General features: G+C 60.9%; 10 protein-coding genes. 1 reads left to right on the plus strand and 9 read right to left on the minus strand.

The genetic code is table 11. From position 1 onward, the window contains the following. Nucleotides 1–118: 118 nt before the first annotated feature. From CKW39_RS09600 to wecB, 5 genes are all read right to left on the minus strand, one after another. Complete coding sequence (locus CKW39_RS09600; RefSeq protein WP_095797921.1) at nucleotides 119–1,261, minus strand: FkbM family methyltransferase; 1,143 nt, start codon at nucleotides 1,259–1,261, stop codon at nucleotides 119–121. After that, entirely contained in the window at nucleotides 1,174–3,963 is a 2,790-nt protein-coding gene (locus tag CKW39_RS09605; protein ID WP_216823173.1) for a hypothetical protein, read from the minus strand. Before CKW39_RS09605 ends, CKW39_RS09600 begins: the two co-directional genes overlap by 88 nt. 56 nt (nucleotides 3,964–4,019) lie before the next feature. Further along, complete coding sequence (locus CKW39_RS15305; RefSeq protein ID WP_143469974.1) at nucleotides 4,020–6,761, minus strand: S9 family peptidase; 2,742 nt, start codon at nucleotides 6,759–6,761, stop codon at nucleotides 4,020–4,022. A 150-nt stretch (nucleotides 6,762–6,911) separates the two neighbouring features. Beyond that, a complete protein-coding gene (locus CKW39_RS09610; protein ID WP_095797922.1) occupies nucleotides 6,912–8,264 on the minus strand; it encodes a UDP-glucose/GDP-mannose dehydrogenase family protein in 1,353 nt (450 codons plus the stop codon). Between the two features lie 37 nt (nucleotides 8,265–8,301). After that, nucleotides 8,302–9,450 (minus strand): non-hydrolyzing UDP-N-acetylglucosamine 2-epimerase, encoded by a 1,149-nt coding sequence (wecB, locus tag CKW39_RS09615; protein ID WP_095797923.1) that lies wholly within the window; start codon nucleotides 9,448–9,450, stop codon nucleotides 8,302–8,304. A 329-nt stretch (nucleotides 9,451–9,779) separates the two neighbouring features. On the opposite strand from wecB, the gene CKW39_RS09620 reads away from it, so the two are divergent. Continuing rightward, nucleotides 9,780–10,556 carry a hypothetical protein gene (locus CKW39_RS09620; protein ID WP_095797924.1) on the plus strand — a complete coding sequence of 259 codons (777 nt, stop codon included), beginning with the start codon at nucleotides 9,780–9,782 and terminating at the stop codon, nucleotides 10,554–10,556. Between the two features lie 48 nt (nucleotides 10,557–10,604). On the opposite strand, the gene CKW39_RS09625 is transcribed toward CKW39_RS09620, so the two are convergent. The 4 genes from CKW39_RS09625 to glgC all read right to left on the minus strand — a co-directional run bounded on the left by CKW39_RS09625 (nucleotide 10,605) and on the right by glgC (nucleotide 17,606). Continuing rightward, a complete protein-coding gene (locus CKW39_RS09625; RefSeq protein WP_095797925.1) occupies nucleotides 10,605–12,299 on the minus strand; it encodes an AarF/ABC1/UbiB kinase family protein in 1,695 nt (564 codons plus the stop codon). 17 nt (nucleotides 12,300–12,316) lie between these two features. Further along, nucleotides 12,317–13,483: a hypothetical protein gene (locus tag CKW39_RS09630; protein ID WP_095797926.1), complete on the minus strand. Its 1,167-nt coding sequence runs from the start codon at nucleotides 13,481–13,483 to the stop codon at nucleotides 12,317–12,319. A gap of 91 nt (nucleotides 13,484–13,574) precedes the next feature. Next, nucleotides 13,575–16,184, minus strand: coding sequence for an aminopeptidase N (pepN, locus tag CKW39_RS09635; RefSeq protein ID WP_254049357.1), 2,610 nt, complete (start codon nucleotides 16,182–16,184; stop codon nucleotides 13,575–13,577). A gap of 177 nt (nucleotides 16,185–16,361) precedes the next feature. Then, nucleotides 16,362–17,606, minus strand: coding sequence for a glucose-1-phosphate adenylyltransferase (glgC, locus tag CKW39_RS09640; RefSeq protein ID WP_095797927.1), 1,245 nt, complete (start codon nucleotides 17,604–17,606; stop codon nucleotides 16,362–16,364). Nucleotides 17,607–17,690 lie beyond the last annotated feature (84 nt).

Consider the following 17,690-nt stretch of genomic DNA (forward strand, 5'->3'; position numbering starts at 1 on the left):
TGTACGCCAGCGTTTCGTTCAGACTCTAACGCTCCCCGGAATGAAGCCGCGTCGTTGTGCTCATGGTGGTGTTCGCCCCACCGGGAGTAGTCCCTGCTCGCATGGTTGGTCATGATCTTCAGTCCTGCTTATCTGGGTCGGCGGGGGTACCTGATGAGCTTCGGGGGCCAGCGCTCAAGGCCGCGAGCCTGGCTTCGAGTTCTTGGACGCGCCGCTGCAAGTGCTCTACCACTTGATGAGACGCTCCAGTGTCCGAGAGGGGATCGATGTGCGTTGCTTTGGAGGACACCTGCACCCGGTTCGCCAAGATGTCGATCCGGTGCTCCAATCGCGTGAAGCGCTCCAGCACCTGTTCCAGGGTGGAAATGATACGGGCGTCGTCACGAGCGGGACGCCCGTCCTGAGCAGAATATGCCTCACTCTCATGGACGGCCACCAGTGTGGGGGTGATGTTGTAAACACCGGTAACCTCATAACCGTGGTTTTTGAACCACGTCCGCATCTCCTGATCCGTCTGTGGGTCTTGCGCCTCGACCACGATTACCGGCCGTTCCCGATCAATGAGTGCAGTGGCTCCCTGCAGCACATCGAGTTCCATGCCCTCCACGTCGATCTTGAGTAATCGCACAGGGCTTCCGTGATCGAGATCGTCGAGGGCCACCACGTGGATGTCGCCGTCTCGGTCTCGTGTCAATCGAGTCTGCCCAGTGTTGCTGCTGTCCCAGTGGGTAACCGTGGCGCGGTGAGTTTCGCTTCCCACGGCCATGGGCTCTACGCGGACCTTCGGTTCAAGGTAGTTCAGCTGTACGTTACGAGCGAGTACCTGGGCGAGAACGGGAACGGGTTCGAACGCTCGGACGTCACATCCAAGTACACCAGCGAACCACACGGTGTGATTTCCCATATTGGAGCCCACGTCCAGGACCAGATCTCCTTCGTCGACTAGCCCGCGGAGGTGTTCCAACAGATCGATTTCGTAGAAAGTACCCGTCGTGCGGATGCTCGTAAAGATGTGGTCACCATCGTTCGGACCCCACAGCGTCCAATGGCGGTCACCATACTCCACACTGACACTCGGTAGATCCACTAAGGGGACTATGTTGCGCCACAAGAGGGCCTGGTCCATGGTTGCTCCAATGTTCGAAAAAGAGGGATGGAAGGGCATGACCGCTGTCACGAGGCACCCTTTGCCAGGATCCGCAGCGTGTCGGCTTTGGATAGGGGATTGTGTCCCGCTTCGGGGTCGTGGTACTCGTGGCATTGCATTGTGGCTGCAAGGGAGGGGAAGTCCCGAAAGAACCGTTCGAACTCCGGGTGATCGATCTCGCGGTCGTGGTTAGACGCCATGTTGACCCAGTAGTCAATGCGCGGGGCCCGGGACATGGTGGACAACAGGTTCAGGACGTTGGTGCGTAACGGGTACTTGTCCCGTAGGTCGGAAGGGAGAAGTTTGCCCAGGCGCTTGGAGCGCAGTTCATTGACCGCGGGAGCAAACCACCGAGTCCAGTCAAACTGCGCATTATTGACGAGCGCTCGGGCATAAGGGTCGTGGTAGAGGAGAGCAAGGGCCATGAAACCACCGGCGGACGAACCATAGTACGCGCGTTGTTCGGCGCCGGTACTGCCAAGCAATTCAGCGACGAACCGCACCGCGTGGGCCGTGTCCGGCGCGGTCCAGTAGTCGAGGGAGTACTGCCCCCAGGCCAAGGACACCGCGTGCCGACCCACAGTCGCGGGGTCGCACACATAGATCTGGTGCTGGTCGATGTCCCGCCACCATGTGGAGCGTTGGAACACCGGTTTCCCACCCGAAATATCCTGGTCCACAGCACCATTGCACAAGACCATGGTGCGATCAGCTCCGCTACGTCTCACCACCAACAGGGGGATCACACAATACTCCGTAACCACGTCCAACCGTCGAGGGGTGTCGACCAAGAAATGACCTAACCCCAAATCACCCAGGTGATCTACGTGTACTGAGAGTGTGTCGTCCGCCCCATCGTCGAACACGCTTGCCGCCACGTCCGTGGCTATCCGTGGGGTCCTTTTAAGGGCACGTTCCGTGAAAATTGCGTCAGTGATGCGTGCGCGCGAGGCCCTTTCCCAGGATGCGGCCCCACGATGTGGTCGCAATGCCACGATCTGCACGCTTACACGGGTACCTACGGCCAAATCTGTCAATGTCACGTGGACTGGGCGGCGCCGCTGCGCTCCGTCCCAACGAGCTAGGGGTTTACCGTCTACACACACTTGGTAGTACCAGTGACCCTCAGCGGTGGGTTGAACGTACGAGGAGGCTACAGCAAATGTTAATTCGCCGTGGCTAGGTACAGGGAGCAGATTTCGTTCCACGCACGTGCCCGGAGTGAAAGCGTCCTGCGGGATGTGAAGGCTGTCATTCTCGGGAACCACCGAATAGGTGACCCCTCCTTTAGTCGTCACTGTAAACTCCCGCTCCAGAGGTAGCAGGGATTCTGACTGGTGCAGCGTTTCTGCGGCTAACTGCTCGTCACGGGTTTGTTCGTAGAGGTTACGATAGTCATTCTTTCCAGGAAAGTTCAGGATGGGGCACCCGGCGTTGATCAGCTCCGAGAAGAGATAACCGTCCGAACGTTGCTGGATGGTGAAAGCCAGGCTGATTTCCACCATTGCACGAACGTTCATTGGCACGCATGTCTCGAACGCGATGTCTGTTTCGTTGAGAATCTCCGCGAGCCAGCGTCCTGAACGGGTCTCCCAATAAAAGACATCCCACAGGTGGAATCCGTGCATCGGGACGTCATACTCCCACCTGCGGACTCCGCGATGAAAGTCTGAAGCCCGGGAATCTTCAGACTCAAGTCCTTCATCCCGCTTGGTGCGTTTACGATAGAGGCGGTGCAAGCCAACTAAATCGTTGTTCCACTCGTTGGTGCCCCAATAGGCGCGTCCGATTTCGTAAGCGTTTCCTCGTAGATGAACCACGTCATCCTGAGGGTAGGCGTTGGCGTAATGCGGTACTAGCCATCGACCATGGCTCTGCCACGTGTTCTTGTTTAGGCGCTCATTGATCTCCGCGGTCCTTGGTAGATTCTTGGTCCCAACGTAAAAGTACCTATGCTTCAGTGGCAATAGTGACTTGATCTCCTCGACCAAGTGCTTGTCCCGAGTCATAGACTTCGACCATTTATCGCCAGCGTTGGTCTTGGCTGTGTAGGTAAACATCTCGATGTTGTTTACGTGATTCATGGATAGGGCCAATCCAGTGCGACTATCGGCTCCACCAGTTAAGGACATCACCAACTTTGAACCGGTGCCCACCAAGTGCTGCATCTCGCGATTCCACATTTTCCGGAATGCATCTACTTTCCGTGCGGTGCTCCAGTCTTCATAGCGATTCGTCTCACGAGGGTAGAACCTATGGACCGACCAGTCGGGCACACTTAGGTAGTGATTCGGTAATAGGGATGAGATTCCCATGAAACGCGTTCGGTCCCAACCCGCAATAGCACCTTGCAATCCATTCTCGTCCGTTCGCATGGTGTGCGGGTGCATGTCTGCGAGCAATTGCAAATGTGACGCTACGAGGGACGCGTCAGTCGAAAAATACACTGAGCGCATACCAGTAGCGTCGTTGAATACACGGAAACCGTGGTTGTCACCTAGCAGCACCACATAGCGGCCGCCCAGGAAATCAAGTGCCTCAAGGAACTCCCGTTCACCGAGCGCCGCCATTCGAGCCAGATGTTCAGCCGGGGAGACCTCGACCTCGTCAACCCCCGCATGCAGACACAAACCATGCACCAGTACCCACTGATGGTCTTCTTCCACAAGAACGACTTCCGGGACACGGAGGTGATCATGAGAAAACGTCCAACCAGACGTGCCCAGAGAGACCTGTGTCCATTCGGGAAGAATGTCCAAAGCGGCGTCATTTCGATGGATCACAAACCCTCGGGGGTAGGGGTGCAATGCAACCACTTGGGTCCTTTCGATCGAACGGATAGCAACTGGAACTGAGACCTGGCGCGTGGGGGTCAGATGCGTGGATTGTTCAATAAGTCAATCGTCTCAGGCTTCCCTAATGGAGCTGATCCAGCGTTCTTGTCATGATATCGCCAGCTAGTCATTCGTTCAGACAGGTGAGGGTACTCGGCAATGGTCCTCTCGAAATGCGGAAGGGAAACATCCCCATCATGTTGGATCGCAGTATTAACCCAGTAGTCCACACGGGGAGGTGTCTGAAGGGTTGCGATCCAATGCAGAACATCGACACGTTCTCGATGCCGATGGTGCAGTTCGGACAAGGATATGGAACGTAGCCGATTACGTCGAGCGGCATCGACTGCTGTCGGATACCAGTTCGTCCAGTCGAATTGGGCGTTGTTGATTACCGCGTGGGCTTCAGTGTCGAGCGCAGCAAGACCAAGTGCGGTGAAACCCCCAGCTGATGACCCAAAATACGTTCGCTGTGCCCCATCGGGGTGACCAAGTAGGTGGCTGATTGCGGATATTGCGCGGGCCGTGTCAGGAACAGACCAGTATTCGGGAGAATACTGTCCCCACGCTATCGATACAGCATCCTGACCCACCGTGGCAGGGTCGCAAACATATATCTGGTGATGTGCAATCTCTGGCCACCAGCCCGAACGCTGAAATTCCGGTAGACCGGAAGTTCTGTTCAGATCCACAGGACCGTTGCACAGGATTACTGTCCGTCTGGCAGAGGCACGTCGAATCACCAAGAGGGGAATCACGCAATGGGACGTGATCACATCAATGCGCTGTGGCATCTCCGGTTTGAAGTCACTGGTGGTCAATTGGTTTAGGCCGTCTACGGAAACCGTCAGCTTTTCTGGGCTTGATTCCAGAATTGCCCCGGGCACATCGATGCCCACCGACAATGCTGCGGCACTGTCATGTTCCATAAAGACCGCATTCACGATCCGTGCGCGTGTTGCAGACTCCCAGGATCGGATTGCACGACGATCTCGCAATGCGAGCGTTTGGACTTCCACCGTACTGGCCGGTCTCATATCACTGACCGTCACATGAACCGGCTGATTTCGCAGCGCCCCGTCCCAACGCGCTCTCACCGTGCCATCCACGCTGATTTGGTAGAACCATGTGCCCCGTGCTGCGTGTTTTGCGTAATCCGATTCCACGGTGAAGGTGAGTGAGCCGTGTGAGTTTGTCGTGGCAAACATGCGAGCGCTGACGGTCCGTGTGACGAAATGGTTCGTCGGCATGTAAAGATCAGAGCTGTCAGTCGGTACCCAGTCGACTACCTCTCCGTCGCGCACCACGGTCATACCCGTTTCTAGGGCCAGGAGACCCTTCCCCGTATCTATCGCGGAGGGGTTACGTGGTTTCGGAGTTTTGCCGGTTAAATCGGGTATTTGACCATTATTATTTCGGTTTTGCTCATAAAGGTTCTCGGATTGATTCTTACCGGGAAAATTGAGAATAGGGTATGTGCTATTGATAATTTCCGATTGGAAGAATTTGGCTGCCTTTTGTTCGAAGGTGAAGGACAGCGCAACTTCCAACATTCTCCGAACATTAGTGGGGTCAAATGAAGGAAAAGCAATGTCTGTCTCATTGTAGATTTCACTTGCCCAGCGACCCAATCGCAGTTCCCAATAGAGGACTTCAGATCCGTGGTAGTCGTAGAGTCCATTATTGTATTGCCACTCTTTGGCACCTTCTTGAAAGTGCTGCTCGCGTGATTCGCGGGTTTCAAATCCGCGGTCACTCTTAGTGATTGTCATGTATAGATTTCGAAGATTCGTATTACCAGATTCGGCATCACCGGCTCCCCAAGGCGCTTTGTAGACGCCGTAAGTGTTTCCTCTAATGTGAATTACATGGTCCTCCTTGAAGTGTTTCAAGTAATAAGGAAGCAACCAGGAGCCGTGGTTCCCAACTGTATTCTGAGCTATTAATTCACGAGGAATAGATGGGTTCTTGCGATCAGATGGACGCGTGATAAAAAATCTGTGGTCAAGGTTGATGCATTTTTTAATATCCCGAACGATCTTTTCGTCGAGGCGTACGCTGTCTGCCCAGTTACTCTCAACTTCCTTTGCAGCTGTATATGTGAACGTTCGAATCTCGTCGGTGTGATTGGAGAGGAGCGCGAGGTTTGTGCGACTGTCATGACCTCCAGTAACCGACAAAGCAGGATCCAGGCCCAGGTAAAGAAATTCTTTCCACTGTCGTTCCCACATTGACACGTATTTAACGACTCGATCTGCAGTGGACCATTTGCGATAAGGGTTATTGCAACGTGGGAAAAATCTATCCACGCCGAACATGGGTACTTTTAATCGGTGATTGGGTAAAAGTGCGCGGATACCGAGAAACGGTGTTCTGTCCCACGCTCGGAGACAACCACGTCGTCCTTCAGCGTCGGATCTTGGCGAGTGGGATCGAATTCGAGTCAATAGATTTACATGAGACCCCACGAGTTCGGCTGCAGGCGAGAAGTACACGGACCGCATCCCCGTAGCGTCCTGATACAGCGAATAGCCATCAGCAGTGCCTAAGAGCACCACGTGTCGACCACCCAGCACGTCTAACAAGTCCAGGAATGAAGATTCATCAGTGGCGGCAGCTTCCGCGAGCCGCTGGGCCGGGGCCATATCCCGCACATCGTCGCCCGCATACAGGCACAGTCCGTGCACCAGAACCCACCGATCACCATCACCAACGGGCACTAGTTCAGGCGTCTCCAATAGGTCATGCGCAAAGTTCCACTCGGAGTCTCCGAGAGACACGGTGGACCAACCTTCGGGCAGGGCGGGGGATGAGTCCCTGCGGAAGATGACGAACCCCCGGGGGTAGGGGTGAAGTGCAACCACGGATTACCTTCCGATCGGAGGGCCGCGGTACCGGGTCGGGGGACCAGGACGACAGCGGTGAGTCAATTACTTCTTGATCGACCGTCCAGATGCCATGTACTTCCATCCAGCACCGATCCACTGATCCGGATCCAGCACGTTGCGTCCGTCCACAATAGTCCGCTCTCGAACAAGGGGTTCCAACTGCTCGGGGGCCAGCTCGCGGAACTCCTTCCACTCAGTCAGTAGCAGCACAATCTCCGCACGGGCCACAGCCTGTTCGATGCTGTCCACGTAGTCCAAGCGAGGGTAGCGCTTGGCTGCGTTGGCGTTGGCCTTGGGGTCGTAGACGTGCACCTCTGCACCCATGGAGTGCAGGCGAGCCGCGATGTCCAGGGCGGGGGAGTCGCGGACATCGTCGGATTCTGGTTTGAACGCGGTGCCGAGCACAGCGATGTCACGACCGTGGACTGAACCGCCCAGCTGCTGAACGGCCAACTGCACGGTGTGCTCGCGGCGTCGCAGGTTGATGTCGTCCACCTCAGCCAGGAACCGGACGGACTGGTCCACTCCGAGCTCGGCAGCGCGGGCGCGCAGAGCACGAATGTCCTTGGGGAGGCAACCGCCGCCGAAACCGACGCCGGCGTTGAGGAACTTACGCCCGATGCGCTCGTCCAGGCCGATCGCGTCCGCCAGGGTGCGAATGTCACCGCCCACGGTCTCGGTGATCTCGGAGAGGGCGTTGATGAAGCTGATCTTGGTCGCCAGGAAGCTGTTCGCAGCCACCTTGACCAGCTCAGCGGTCTGGTAGTCCGTGATGATCAGCGGAATGTCCGCTGCCAGCTGTGAGGCGTAAACCTCACGCAGCACCTTCTCCGCCGCGAGCGCTTCCTCCGTGTACTGCCCGTTGGCATCGGTTTCCAGACCGAGAACCATGCGGTCCGGGGTCAGTGTGTCATCCACGGCGTGTCCCTCGCGCAGGAACTCGGGGTTCCAGACCAGGGTGACCCGAACGCCGTCGGCGGCATTCTCGCGAGCGAGCTGTTGGAGGCGGACGGCCGAACCGACCGGGACCGTGGACTTGCCCACGATGATGCAGTCATGATCCGCGGCGCGCGCGATCTGGGTGACCGCCGCATCCACGTAGGTCATGTCCGCCGCGTGGCTCTCGGCCTTCTGCGGGGTACCCACACCAATGAAGTGGACGTCGCCGAAGGGCCCGGCCTCCTCATAGGACGTGGTGAACCGAAGCTTGCCCGTACCGATGTGCTTGGTCAGCAACTCCGGGAGACCGGGCTCGTGAAACGGAACTTCACCGGATGCCAGGGCATCGATCTTGGCCTGATCCACGTCCAGGCCGATCACCTCGTGGCCCAACTCCGCCATGGAGACAGCGTGGGTTGCACCCAAGTACCCCGTACCAATGACCGTCAGCTTCATGCGTGTCCTCTTTCACCGAGAGTTACCGATGGACTAGTTAGACCTGTGAATCGAAATCCGGGATGCGCTCGCCCACGCCGAACATCTGGGCGATCGCGGCCACCGTGCGGGCACCGGCCTTGCCGTCTCCGTAGGGGTTCACGGCGTTGGCCATGGCCTCGTAGATCGCCTGGTTGTTGAGCAGGCTGTCGACCTCTTCGACAATGCGCTCCTCGTCCGTGCCGATCAATTTAACGGTGCCGGCCGTGACGGCCTCCGGGCGCTCGGTGTTCTCACGCATCACCAGAACGGGCTTACCCAGGGACGGCGCTTCCTCCTGGACGCCACCGGAATCGGTGAGTACCAGGTGAGCCACGGAAAGCATGCGGGTGAACTCGCCGTACGCCAGCGGTTCGGTGACCACCACGTTGGACAGGTTCTCGATCGCGGGCAGCACGGCCTCGCGCACGGCCGGGTTGCGGTGGACGGGCAGCACGATGGTCAGGTCAGGCTCTGCCGCAGCAATGCGGGCCAGGGCGCGTCCGACGCCGCGCATGGCCTCACCCTGATTCTCACGGCGGTGAGTGGTCACCAAGAGCACGCGCTTGCCGGACTGGGCGATCTCCTCGAGCTGCGGGTCCGAGAAGGGCAGCTGCTTCTCCACGGTGTGCAGCAGTGCATCGATCACGGTGTTGCCGGAAACCACGATGTCATCCGGGTTGATGGCCTCGCGCAGCAGGTTGTCCCGGGACGTGGACGTGGGCGCCAGGTGCAGGGAGGCGATCTGGGAGGTCAGCTTGCGGTTGGCTTCCTCCGGGAAGGGGGAAAAGAGGTCGAAGGAACGCAGGCCGGCCTCGGCGTGGATCACGGGAATGCCTCGGTAGAAGGCGGCAATGGCACCGGCGGTGGAGGTGGTGGTGTCACCCTGGACGACCACGGCGTCCGGAGCGTTCTCGGCGAAGATCTTGTCCAGGCCGTCCACGGTGCGGGTGAGCACGCCATTGAGGGTCTGGCGGGGCTGAATGATGTTCAGATCGTGATCGGGGGTGATCTCGAAAATCTCGTTCACTTGGTCCAGCATTTCGCGGTGCTGGCCGGTCACGGTCACCACGCAATTGAACAGGGGGCTTTCTTCAAGTGCTTTGACGATGGGGGCCATCTTGATGGCCTCCGGACGAGTGCCATAGATCGGCATGATCGTGTGCATGAATAATCCTCTTCCAGGCGCAAACGCGATCTCGGCGGTGCGCCGGGGGAATGGCCCGAGGGGGTGGGCCACAGCAGCACCGCTGTAGGGGACGCGAGATTCGTTGTCAGTCTAGGACAGATCAGATGCGGATGCCGGGAGGATGACATGGCCGAATGAACTTTCACCACCGCAATCATTACTTGGCTTAAGGGAATATCGCCTCTGGTGTGACCTAGGATGAATTCGTCGGTGCAACAGACGAATCGTGCGGGTCACGTTCCGACCCGGACTTCATCGTTGGGGGGTTGACTGGCGCTAATTCGCAGAGACTTGAGCAGGGAGTGGCCATGGCCGCCGCACGCGGTACACGGGACAAAAAAGCACTGGACAAAACCTGGTCCCTCAAGACCGGGGACCGCTCCACCAAGACGATCAGCCGCATGTCCGCGCTGGTGACGTGCTACAACGCACACGGCCAGCAGCTCGACATACCGAATATGACCATGAGTGATTCCTTCACGGGGATGCAAGATCTGTTCCGTGAATGCATCCGACTGGGGGCCGACACTTTGGACCCGGACTCCATTCGGGTGACCTTCCTGCAGGCGGGGCCTTCCTCCTTCGACTTCCAATTCGACATGAGGGATTCCAAAACGGTCAAAACGTGGGGTAAGCATCCCTCGGGGTGGGATGTGGCCAATTACGTGGCGCTGGACCAGGCATTGGCGGGATACGCCACGGTGGGTGAACTGGCCATGCTGATCGCCGCGAACCCCGGTTGCGAATTGCGCTGGGTGGAGACCCTGTACGGCCCGGACGTGGAGGTGCTGGTCGACGGCCTGCCTCGAATGGTGTTCCAGGCCCCGCTCATGGAATTGGTGGGAGACCAAGCCGTTCAATCCGCGCTGCGAGCGGCCATGGCCCCGTTGACCAATCCGGAGTTCGGCTACGTAACCATTCGCGGGGAGGTCCAAGGTGCCCTGGGTGTGTTCAACCAGGTCATGGTCTCCAACGGGTCCGTTCGTGAGTTCATCCAGGGCGAGCCGCTCAAGCCCCAGTCTTTCGAACCCACCGTGGCGTGCCAGAGCGAGGACGAAATTCGGTGGAATATAGACCAGAGCTAACACCGATTTAAACCGCGGCGAGTTGCGCGTGCGCCGTTGCCGATTCGATCAGGACAGCCCGCGAGGCCTCCTGCCCCGCAGGGTCCGCACGATTTTCCGTGCACGGTCCACGTTGGATGACACGGCCAGGTAGCCACCCAGCACACCCACCGTGGACATGCCGCCGAGGATCATGGGCGTGTGGTATTTCTTCCAGCGCTCCGGATCCGAGGCCACGATGTGCGCCGTGCCGTTGATGGACGCGGCAATGATGCCGCCGGCCACCACCTGGTGACCGATCTTGGCGCCGCTCTTCATAACCGGTTCCAGCTCATCGGTGCGCAGGTGCACGTCAAAGCCGCCGCGCTCGAGCACCACGATGAGCCGGCGCACGTATTCGGGGATGTCCACGCTCATCTGCATGGCGTCCTCCACGGAGGTACGCAGCCTGGCCATCAGGGCCTCCGGCGAGAGCCGGTGCAGAATGAATCGCTCGGCATAGGGCTGCAGCACGGACACCAGATCGAAGTGCGGGTCCAGGCCGGTGCCCATGGATTCCGCGGTCACCAACATGCGCAGCAGCAGCGCTGACTGCCGGGGCAGTTGCAGCTTGTGATAGCGCAGCACGTGCACCAGGTCACCCATGAGCTCGCCCACGCGCACTTCTTCGAGCGGCTTGTTGGCGTAGCGGCGCATCATCACAGCCACGTCCCGCTCGAGGTCTCTCTTGGAGACGTCGTGCTCACCCGTGGCGGTGAGTCCCAGCAGGCCGGTGGTGGCCCGGCGCGGATTGCTCTGCACCACGCCCAGCATCATGGTGATCAGGTGATCGCGGAATTCCTCGCTGAGCTCTCCCACCATGCCGAAGTCAATGATCGCAATGCGGCCGTCCTCTTCCACGAACAGGTTGCCCGGGTGGGGATCCGCGTGGAAGAAGCCGTCTTCGAAGACCATCTTGCAGATCGCGTCCGTGGCTTCGCGGGCGAGAAGGTGCCGGTCCACGCCGGCCGCCTCCAGCGCGGGGTAGTTGTTGATCTTCACACCCACCATGCGTTCCATGGTGAGCACGCGGGAGGAGGTGGCCTCCCAGAAGATCTCCGGGATGTGGATGCGGGGGTGGCCCGTGAAGTTCTCGGCCATCCGTTGGGCGTTGCGGGCTTCCTGCAGGTAGTCCAGTTCACCGCGCAGGGAGTCGTTGAACTCGTTGACCAAGCCTTCCAGGTCGTAGTCGCGAGCGGCCGGCCAATAGCGCGAAGCCAATTTGGCCAGGTCGCTCATGATCTCCAGGTCTCGGTTGACCTCGTCCATCACGCCGGGGCGGCGGACCTTCACGATCACGTCGCGCCCCTTGTAGGTGGCGATGTGCGCCTGCCCGATGGATCCGGTGGCCACGGGGGTGGGGTCGATGTGCGCCAGGATCTCTTCCGCCTGGGAATCCGGTTCGGCCTCGATCAGGGCGGCGATCTGATCCACGGGCACCGGGGGAGTGTTGTCCTGGAGCTTGTGCAACTCATCCGCGTAACCGGGCGGCAAGAGGTCCGGGCGTGTGGAGACCAGCTGACCCAGTTTGATGAACGTGGGACCCAGTTCCTCCAACGCCATGCGCAGGTGTTCGGGCTGGGTATGGAAGGTTTGAGTCTTGAGCAGCCGGGCGCGGGCCAACGGGGCGCGCCATTCGGGCTTGATGCCGCCCACTGCAAAACCGAAACCGTGCCTGGAAAGGACCTCAATGATCTGGATGAAGCGTTCGCGGCGAGAAATCATAGGGGGCTAAGTCTGCCTTACAACGTTCGATTGAGATAGAAGGCCATGAAACCGGTAGCCACAGCCACAATGGCGAACAGCGTGGTGGCCAAGGGCTCGAACGAGATCATCACCACGGCGCCCACAATCAACACCAAGGTCAGCAAAGCCAGCGCCAGCACAGCAGCTTTCGCGCCCTTGGGTGCGCGGCGCCGCTCGGAGGCGGGCCGATCACCGATGGCCAGCGGATCCTCCGCGACACGCGAGCTGCCCGCGGCAGGGCGCGAAGCGGCTGCGTCGGCGGGCCCCTGCGGGTGCGCGGCGGTGTAGCCCTTGCGCCATTTCTTGGAGTTGCGGCCGCGGTCGGTTTCGACCGGGATGTAGGCCGGGGGCACGTCGTAGGTTTCGGCCTCTTCGACGAGCTCGGGAACGTCGTTGGGCAGTTCGTCGTACCAGGCGTCCGGGACCTCGGAGGCGCGGGCGGCCTGCAGGGTCATGGACACCTCGAAGGCGGAACCGCGAATGGTGCCCCACGCTGCGGTGAGCAGGTTGTGGTCGAACGCGTGGTTGATGATGGGGATGAACTGCTGCGACATCTGCGTGGACAGCCGGCCCACCTGCTTGCGTTCGTAGAGCACGTCCACGGTGTCCACGGTGACGCCGTGCGAGTTGCGGACCTTGTTGGCCTCCAGCGTGACGATCACGCGCCCCTCACCGCTGGCGGGCACGATGGAGTGCAGGTACTCGGCGAAATCCTGCTCGTCCAGGACCTTGATCGAGGACCCCTGTGGCAACACGGCGGCCTGGATGGGCGCGGGGTTGATGGGGAACAGCAGATCCGGGGGAGCGATCGAGATGATCGCGGTCGCGTCCACTTCAGCGAGGCCGTCGTTGCGTTCCAGCCGCGCGTCCAGTTTCAGGGGCACCACGGGGGTGTACCCGGAGGCCACCACGCGCGCAATGGGATCCCAGTAGCGGTGAGCGTCCTGCGCGGGCAGGTGGGCCACCTTGTTCTCACCGATGCGCACGGAGATGGTGCGCGGATCGAAGGGGTGGTCCGGTTCCGGCACCAGTGCGGCCAGTCCCGTCCACGTCTGCGAACGACCAACCGACAGCCCGCCGAACACTCGCATGATCTCGGTGTCGTAGAAGTTCTCGGTGACAACGTCCAAGGACCCTCGGTCGTTGAGCGCGTAATCGGTCATGGTCTCCCTCGCTGTAGCGGCAGCGCCTATCGCTCCCAGCTTCTCACGAAATACTCTCGATCCATCGGCAACACTTGCGATCGTTGGCTACCTACCGGTTCTGGCGAGCCAGCACTCCGGCCTGCAGTTTCAGGGCCCGGCGCGCGTCATCCAGTAGTTCCGTCATGATACGTCGCAGCGCCCCGGGCGCTTGCCCGTTGACGTTCAGCCAGTCCTGCGTGGCCAGGGCCACGGGATTCTCCTCCGCCGACGACGCCGCTTCCGCATCCACCGCGCGCGGGTACAGTCCACGGATCATCCGGGTGGCGATCTCCATGGAGTGCTCGTCCCACCAGTGGGAGATGCAGGCGAAGTAGGAGTCCTGGTAGTTCTTCAGCTGCGCGGGGTCGCCCAGCTGGAAGCCGGAGATCGTGGCCGAGAGTTCGTCATTGGACAGCCGCCCCAGGGTGGTGGCCTTCCACGCCTGCGCCTTGGCTTCCTCCGCGGGCATCGCGGCGACGGCGCGCACGTAGCCCAGGCGTCCCTCGCGGGACGGGTCGGCCTTGAGAGCCTTGTCGAGCTGCGGGTGCGTGGCGTGGGCCGTGGCGGCCTGGGCGGTCCACAGTGCCCAGGTGAGCTGGGAGCCCAGGTCCAGGCCGGGCAGTTTCTTGCTGCCGCTGAGCAGCTCCTTGATGGTCTGGGCGTGCGCGCCGTCCTTGGTGGACAGGCGGGCGAAGGCGCGAGTGAGGATCAGTTGTGCATCCGTTCCGTGCTCCGCGTTCAACATGCCGGTGTGCAGGGCATCGAGGAGTTCGCCGCGCAGGGGAGTGCGCAAGCGCGGCGGGGTGAAACTCTCGAGCGCTTCGAGGGCACGGTCCACGATGGTCGTGAGGATGCTGCTGCGCTGCTCGGTGAGGCCCCGTCGGGCGACCAGGCGCACGTAGTCGCGAGGGTCGAAACTACCGTCGCGGACCGCGGCCCAGATCTGGGAGTGGGCCAAGGCGCGGGTGAGGGGCTCGCTCAGGAGGTGAGCGCCGTCGGCGAGTGCGGTGAGAGCCTCCGCACCGGGGGAGGCCAGGCAGTAGGTGAGATCGCGGTCATTGACCAGGACTACGGGGGAAGTATCGCCCAGGAGCTCGGGCAGATCGGTGGCCGACTGTTCCGGGTCCACGCGCACCTCAGTGCTGCGTTGGAGGGCCAGGTGCGCGGCGTCGTCGGGGGCGTAGGTTGCCACGGTGACCACGTGCGGGCGGGGTGCGTCCGAGGTCTGGATCAGCGTGGCGGCCGTGATGGCGCCGCCGCCATCGCGTTCGACGCTGGCTTCCAGGCGGGGTACGCCCGTGGTGAGTAGCCAGGAGTCGGCCCATGAGCGGACGTCGGCCTCGCAGGCCTCGTCCAGGACCGTGAGGAAGTCGTTGAGGTCGGTGTTGCCGTACGCGTAGCGGCGGAAGTAGGCGCGGCATGCATCGATGAACGCGTCCTCGCCCACGAAGGCCACGAGCTGTTTCAGGACGGAGGCGCCCTTGGCGTAGGTGATGCCGTCAAAGTTCTGGCGGGCGGCCTCCAGGTCCACGATGTCCGCGACGATCGGGTGCGTGGTGGGCAGCTGATCCTGACGATAGGCCCATTCCTTGCGGCCGAGGGCGAAGGCGACCCAGGCGTCGTCGTACTCGGTGGCCCGCACGGACGCATACGCGCCCATGAACTCGGCGAAGGACTCCTTGAGCCACAGGGCGTCCCACCACTTCATGGTGACCAGGTCACCGAACCACATGTGGCACATCTCGTGGAGCATGGTGTTCGCGCGGCCGGCCAACTGCGTGCGCGTGGCCCCGGATGGGAACAGGTAGTCCTCGGTGAGCGTGACCAGTCCGGGGTTCTCCATGGCTCCCAGGTTGTACTCCGGCACGAAGGCCTGCTCGTACTTGCCGAACGGGTAGTCGAAGGCGAACAAATCCGTGAAGAAATCCAGGCCCTGCTTGGTCACGGCGAAGAGCTCGTCGGAATCCAGGTGCTCGGCGAGCGCTCGCCGGCAGTAGAGCGCCAGGGGGACGGTCTGGGTCTCGCCCTGGACGTCCACGCCCTGCCACTCGTCGCAGACCTTGGTGTAGGGCCCGGCCAGGATGGTGGTGATGTAGGTGGAGATGCGCTCGGTGGGCGCGAATTCGTGGGCGATCGCGCCGGGCACGTCACTGGCACCGGCCAGTTCGGACGAGATGTGTTCGCCGTTGGAGCCTGCGATCCACTCCGGGGGAGTGATTACCGTGAAGGTGAAGGACGCCTTGAGGTCCGGCTGCTCGAACACCGGGAACACGCGGCGGCAATCGGCGGGTTCGTACTGGGTGTAGGTGTAGACGCTGCCGTCCTGCGGATCCACGTACCGGTGCAGGCCCTCACCGGAACGGGAGTAGAGGGCGCGGCCGACCACGGTGAGTTCGTTGGCGCCCTCGAGTTCGGGCAGCCGGATCCGGGAGCCTTCCACGACGTCGTCGACGTCCAGTTCGTCGCCGTTGAGCTCGACCAGGGAGATGGAATCGTGGATGAAGTCGATGAACGTCTCCGCGCCATCCTCCGCCGTGAAGCGAACGGTCACCTGGGAACCGAACGTGGTCTGCGCCGGGTCCAGCGCGCCGGACAGATCCACCGTGACGTCATAGGAGGCCACCCTGATCTGTTCCGCACGGGTCGTTGCTTCGGCTCGGGTCAGGGAACTTTGCACCATATGCATCATTCTAGGCAGCACAACCTGGGCGGGGGCCAGTAGGTGGGTGGTAAGGGTGCTGGTCGGGATGCTGGTCGGGGAGCTAATGGGGGTGTTAATGGGGTGCTGGTCACGCCGGGGACAACGAAATGCCCGGGCCGTTTCCGACCCGGGCACTCGCTCATGTGTTGCGTGGTGTCAGCGTTCGAACTTGAAGTTCTTGGGCGCGACCGTCAGGCCGGAATCGGTGACCGTGAAGCCGCGGGCCAGGTCCTCTTCCTTGTTGATACCAATGGTGGCTCCCGGGGGGATCACCATGTTCTTGTCGATGATCGCCCGGTGCACCTGTGCACCGGCACCCACGCGGACGTTCTGCATGATCACGGATTCGGAGACCCGGGCGTCGTGTTCCACCACCACCTTGGAGGCGAGCACCGAGGACTCCACGCGACCACCGGTGATCAGCACACCCGGGGAGACGATCGAATCCAGCGCCACACCCGGCTGGCCATTGGGTCCGCGCACGGTCTTGGCCGGCGGAGCCATGATCTGGTGGGTGTACAGCGGCCACGAGTAGTTGTACAGGTTGAACACCGGCAGCGGACGGATCAGGTCCATGTGGGAGTCGTAGTAGGAGTCCAACGTGCCCACGTCGCGCCAGTACTGACGGTCGCGGTCGGTGGAACCGGGTACGTTGTTGTTGGTGAAGTCGTAGACCGCTGCCTCTCCACGATCGGAGAAGTACGGCATGATGTCACCGCCCATGTCGTGCTTGGTGCCCTCTTGCTGCTCGTCGTAACGCAGCGCTTCCACCAGGGCGTCGCGGTCGAACACGTAGTTGCCCATCGATGCCAGGAACGCATTGGGGTCATCGGGCAGCGGGGCGGTGGACTGGGGCTTCTCCACGAACCGGCTGATCTTGGAGACATCATTGGGGTCCGTCTCGATCACGCCGAACGAGGTCACCATGTCCATGGTCTGACGCACACCGGCCACCGTGGCCTTGGCGCCGGAGTTGATGTGGAAGTCGACCATGTCCGCGAAATCCATGCGGTACACGTGGTCCGCACCGACCACGACCACAATGTCCGGATCGGCGTCATCAATGAGGTTCATGGACTGGTAGATCGCGTTGGCCGAGCCCAGGAACCAGTCCTTGCCGCGGCGTTGCTGCGCGGGCACCGAGGCCACATAGTTGCCCAACTGCGTGGACAGGCGCCACGTCTCCGAGAGGTGACGGTCCAGGGAATGGGACTTGTACTGGGTGAGCACCACGATCTGCAGGTACCCCGAATTGACCAGGTTGGACAGCGCGAAGTCGATCAAACGGTAACCGCCACCGAAGGGAACCGCGGGCTTGGCCCGGTCCTCCGTGAGCGGCATCAGACGTTTGCCCTCACCGCCGGCCAAGACAATGGCCAAAACCTTCTTCTTGCGTGACATATGTAGCTCTCACTTCCCGTTCGAGTCATAGCCGGAGGGCCGAAATGCACAATCTCCAGCGACTGGCCTTCATCGCTATTGTGT

It is taken from the genome of Kocuria sp. WRN011 (assembly GCF_002295155.1).
GTDB classification, from domain to species: domain Bacteria; phylum Actinomycetota; class Actinomycetes; order Actinomycetales; family Micrococcaceae; genus Kocuria; species Kocuria carniphila.

Bases quoted from the DNA above. Each gene is read 5' to 3' on its own strand.
- CKW39_RS09600 (WP_095797921.1), bottom strand. From the start codon at position 1,261: ATGCCACGAGTACCACGACCCCGAAGCGGGACACAATCCCCTATCCAA.
- CKW39_RS09610 (WP_095797922.1), bottom strand. From the start codon at position 8,264: ATGAAGCTGACGGTCATTGGTACGGGGTACTTGGGTGCAACCCACGCT.
- wecB (WP_095797923.1), bottom strand. From the start codon at position 9,450: ATGCACACGATCATGCCGATCTATGGCACTCGTCCGGAGGCCATCAAG.
- CKW39_RS09620 (WP_095797924.1), top strand. From the start codon at position 9,780: ATGGCCGCCGCACGCGGTACACGGGACAAAAAAGCACTGGACAAAACC.
- CKW39_RS09625 (WP_095797925.1), bottom strand. From the start codon at position 12,299: ATGATTTCTCGCCGCGAACGCTTCATCCAGATCATTGAGGTCCTTTCC.
- CKW39_RS09630 (WP_095797926.1), bottom strand. From the start codon at position 13,483: ATGACCGATTACGCGCTCAACGACCGAGGGTCCTTGGACGTTGTCACC.
- pepN (WP_254049357.1), bottom strand. From the start codon at position 16,184: ATGGTGCAAAGTTCCCTGACCCGAGCCGAAGCAACGACCCGTGCGGAA.
- glgC (WP_095797927.1), bottom strand. From the start codon at position 17,606: ATGTCACGCAAGAAGAAGGTTTTGGCCATTGTCTTGGCCGGCGGTGAG.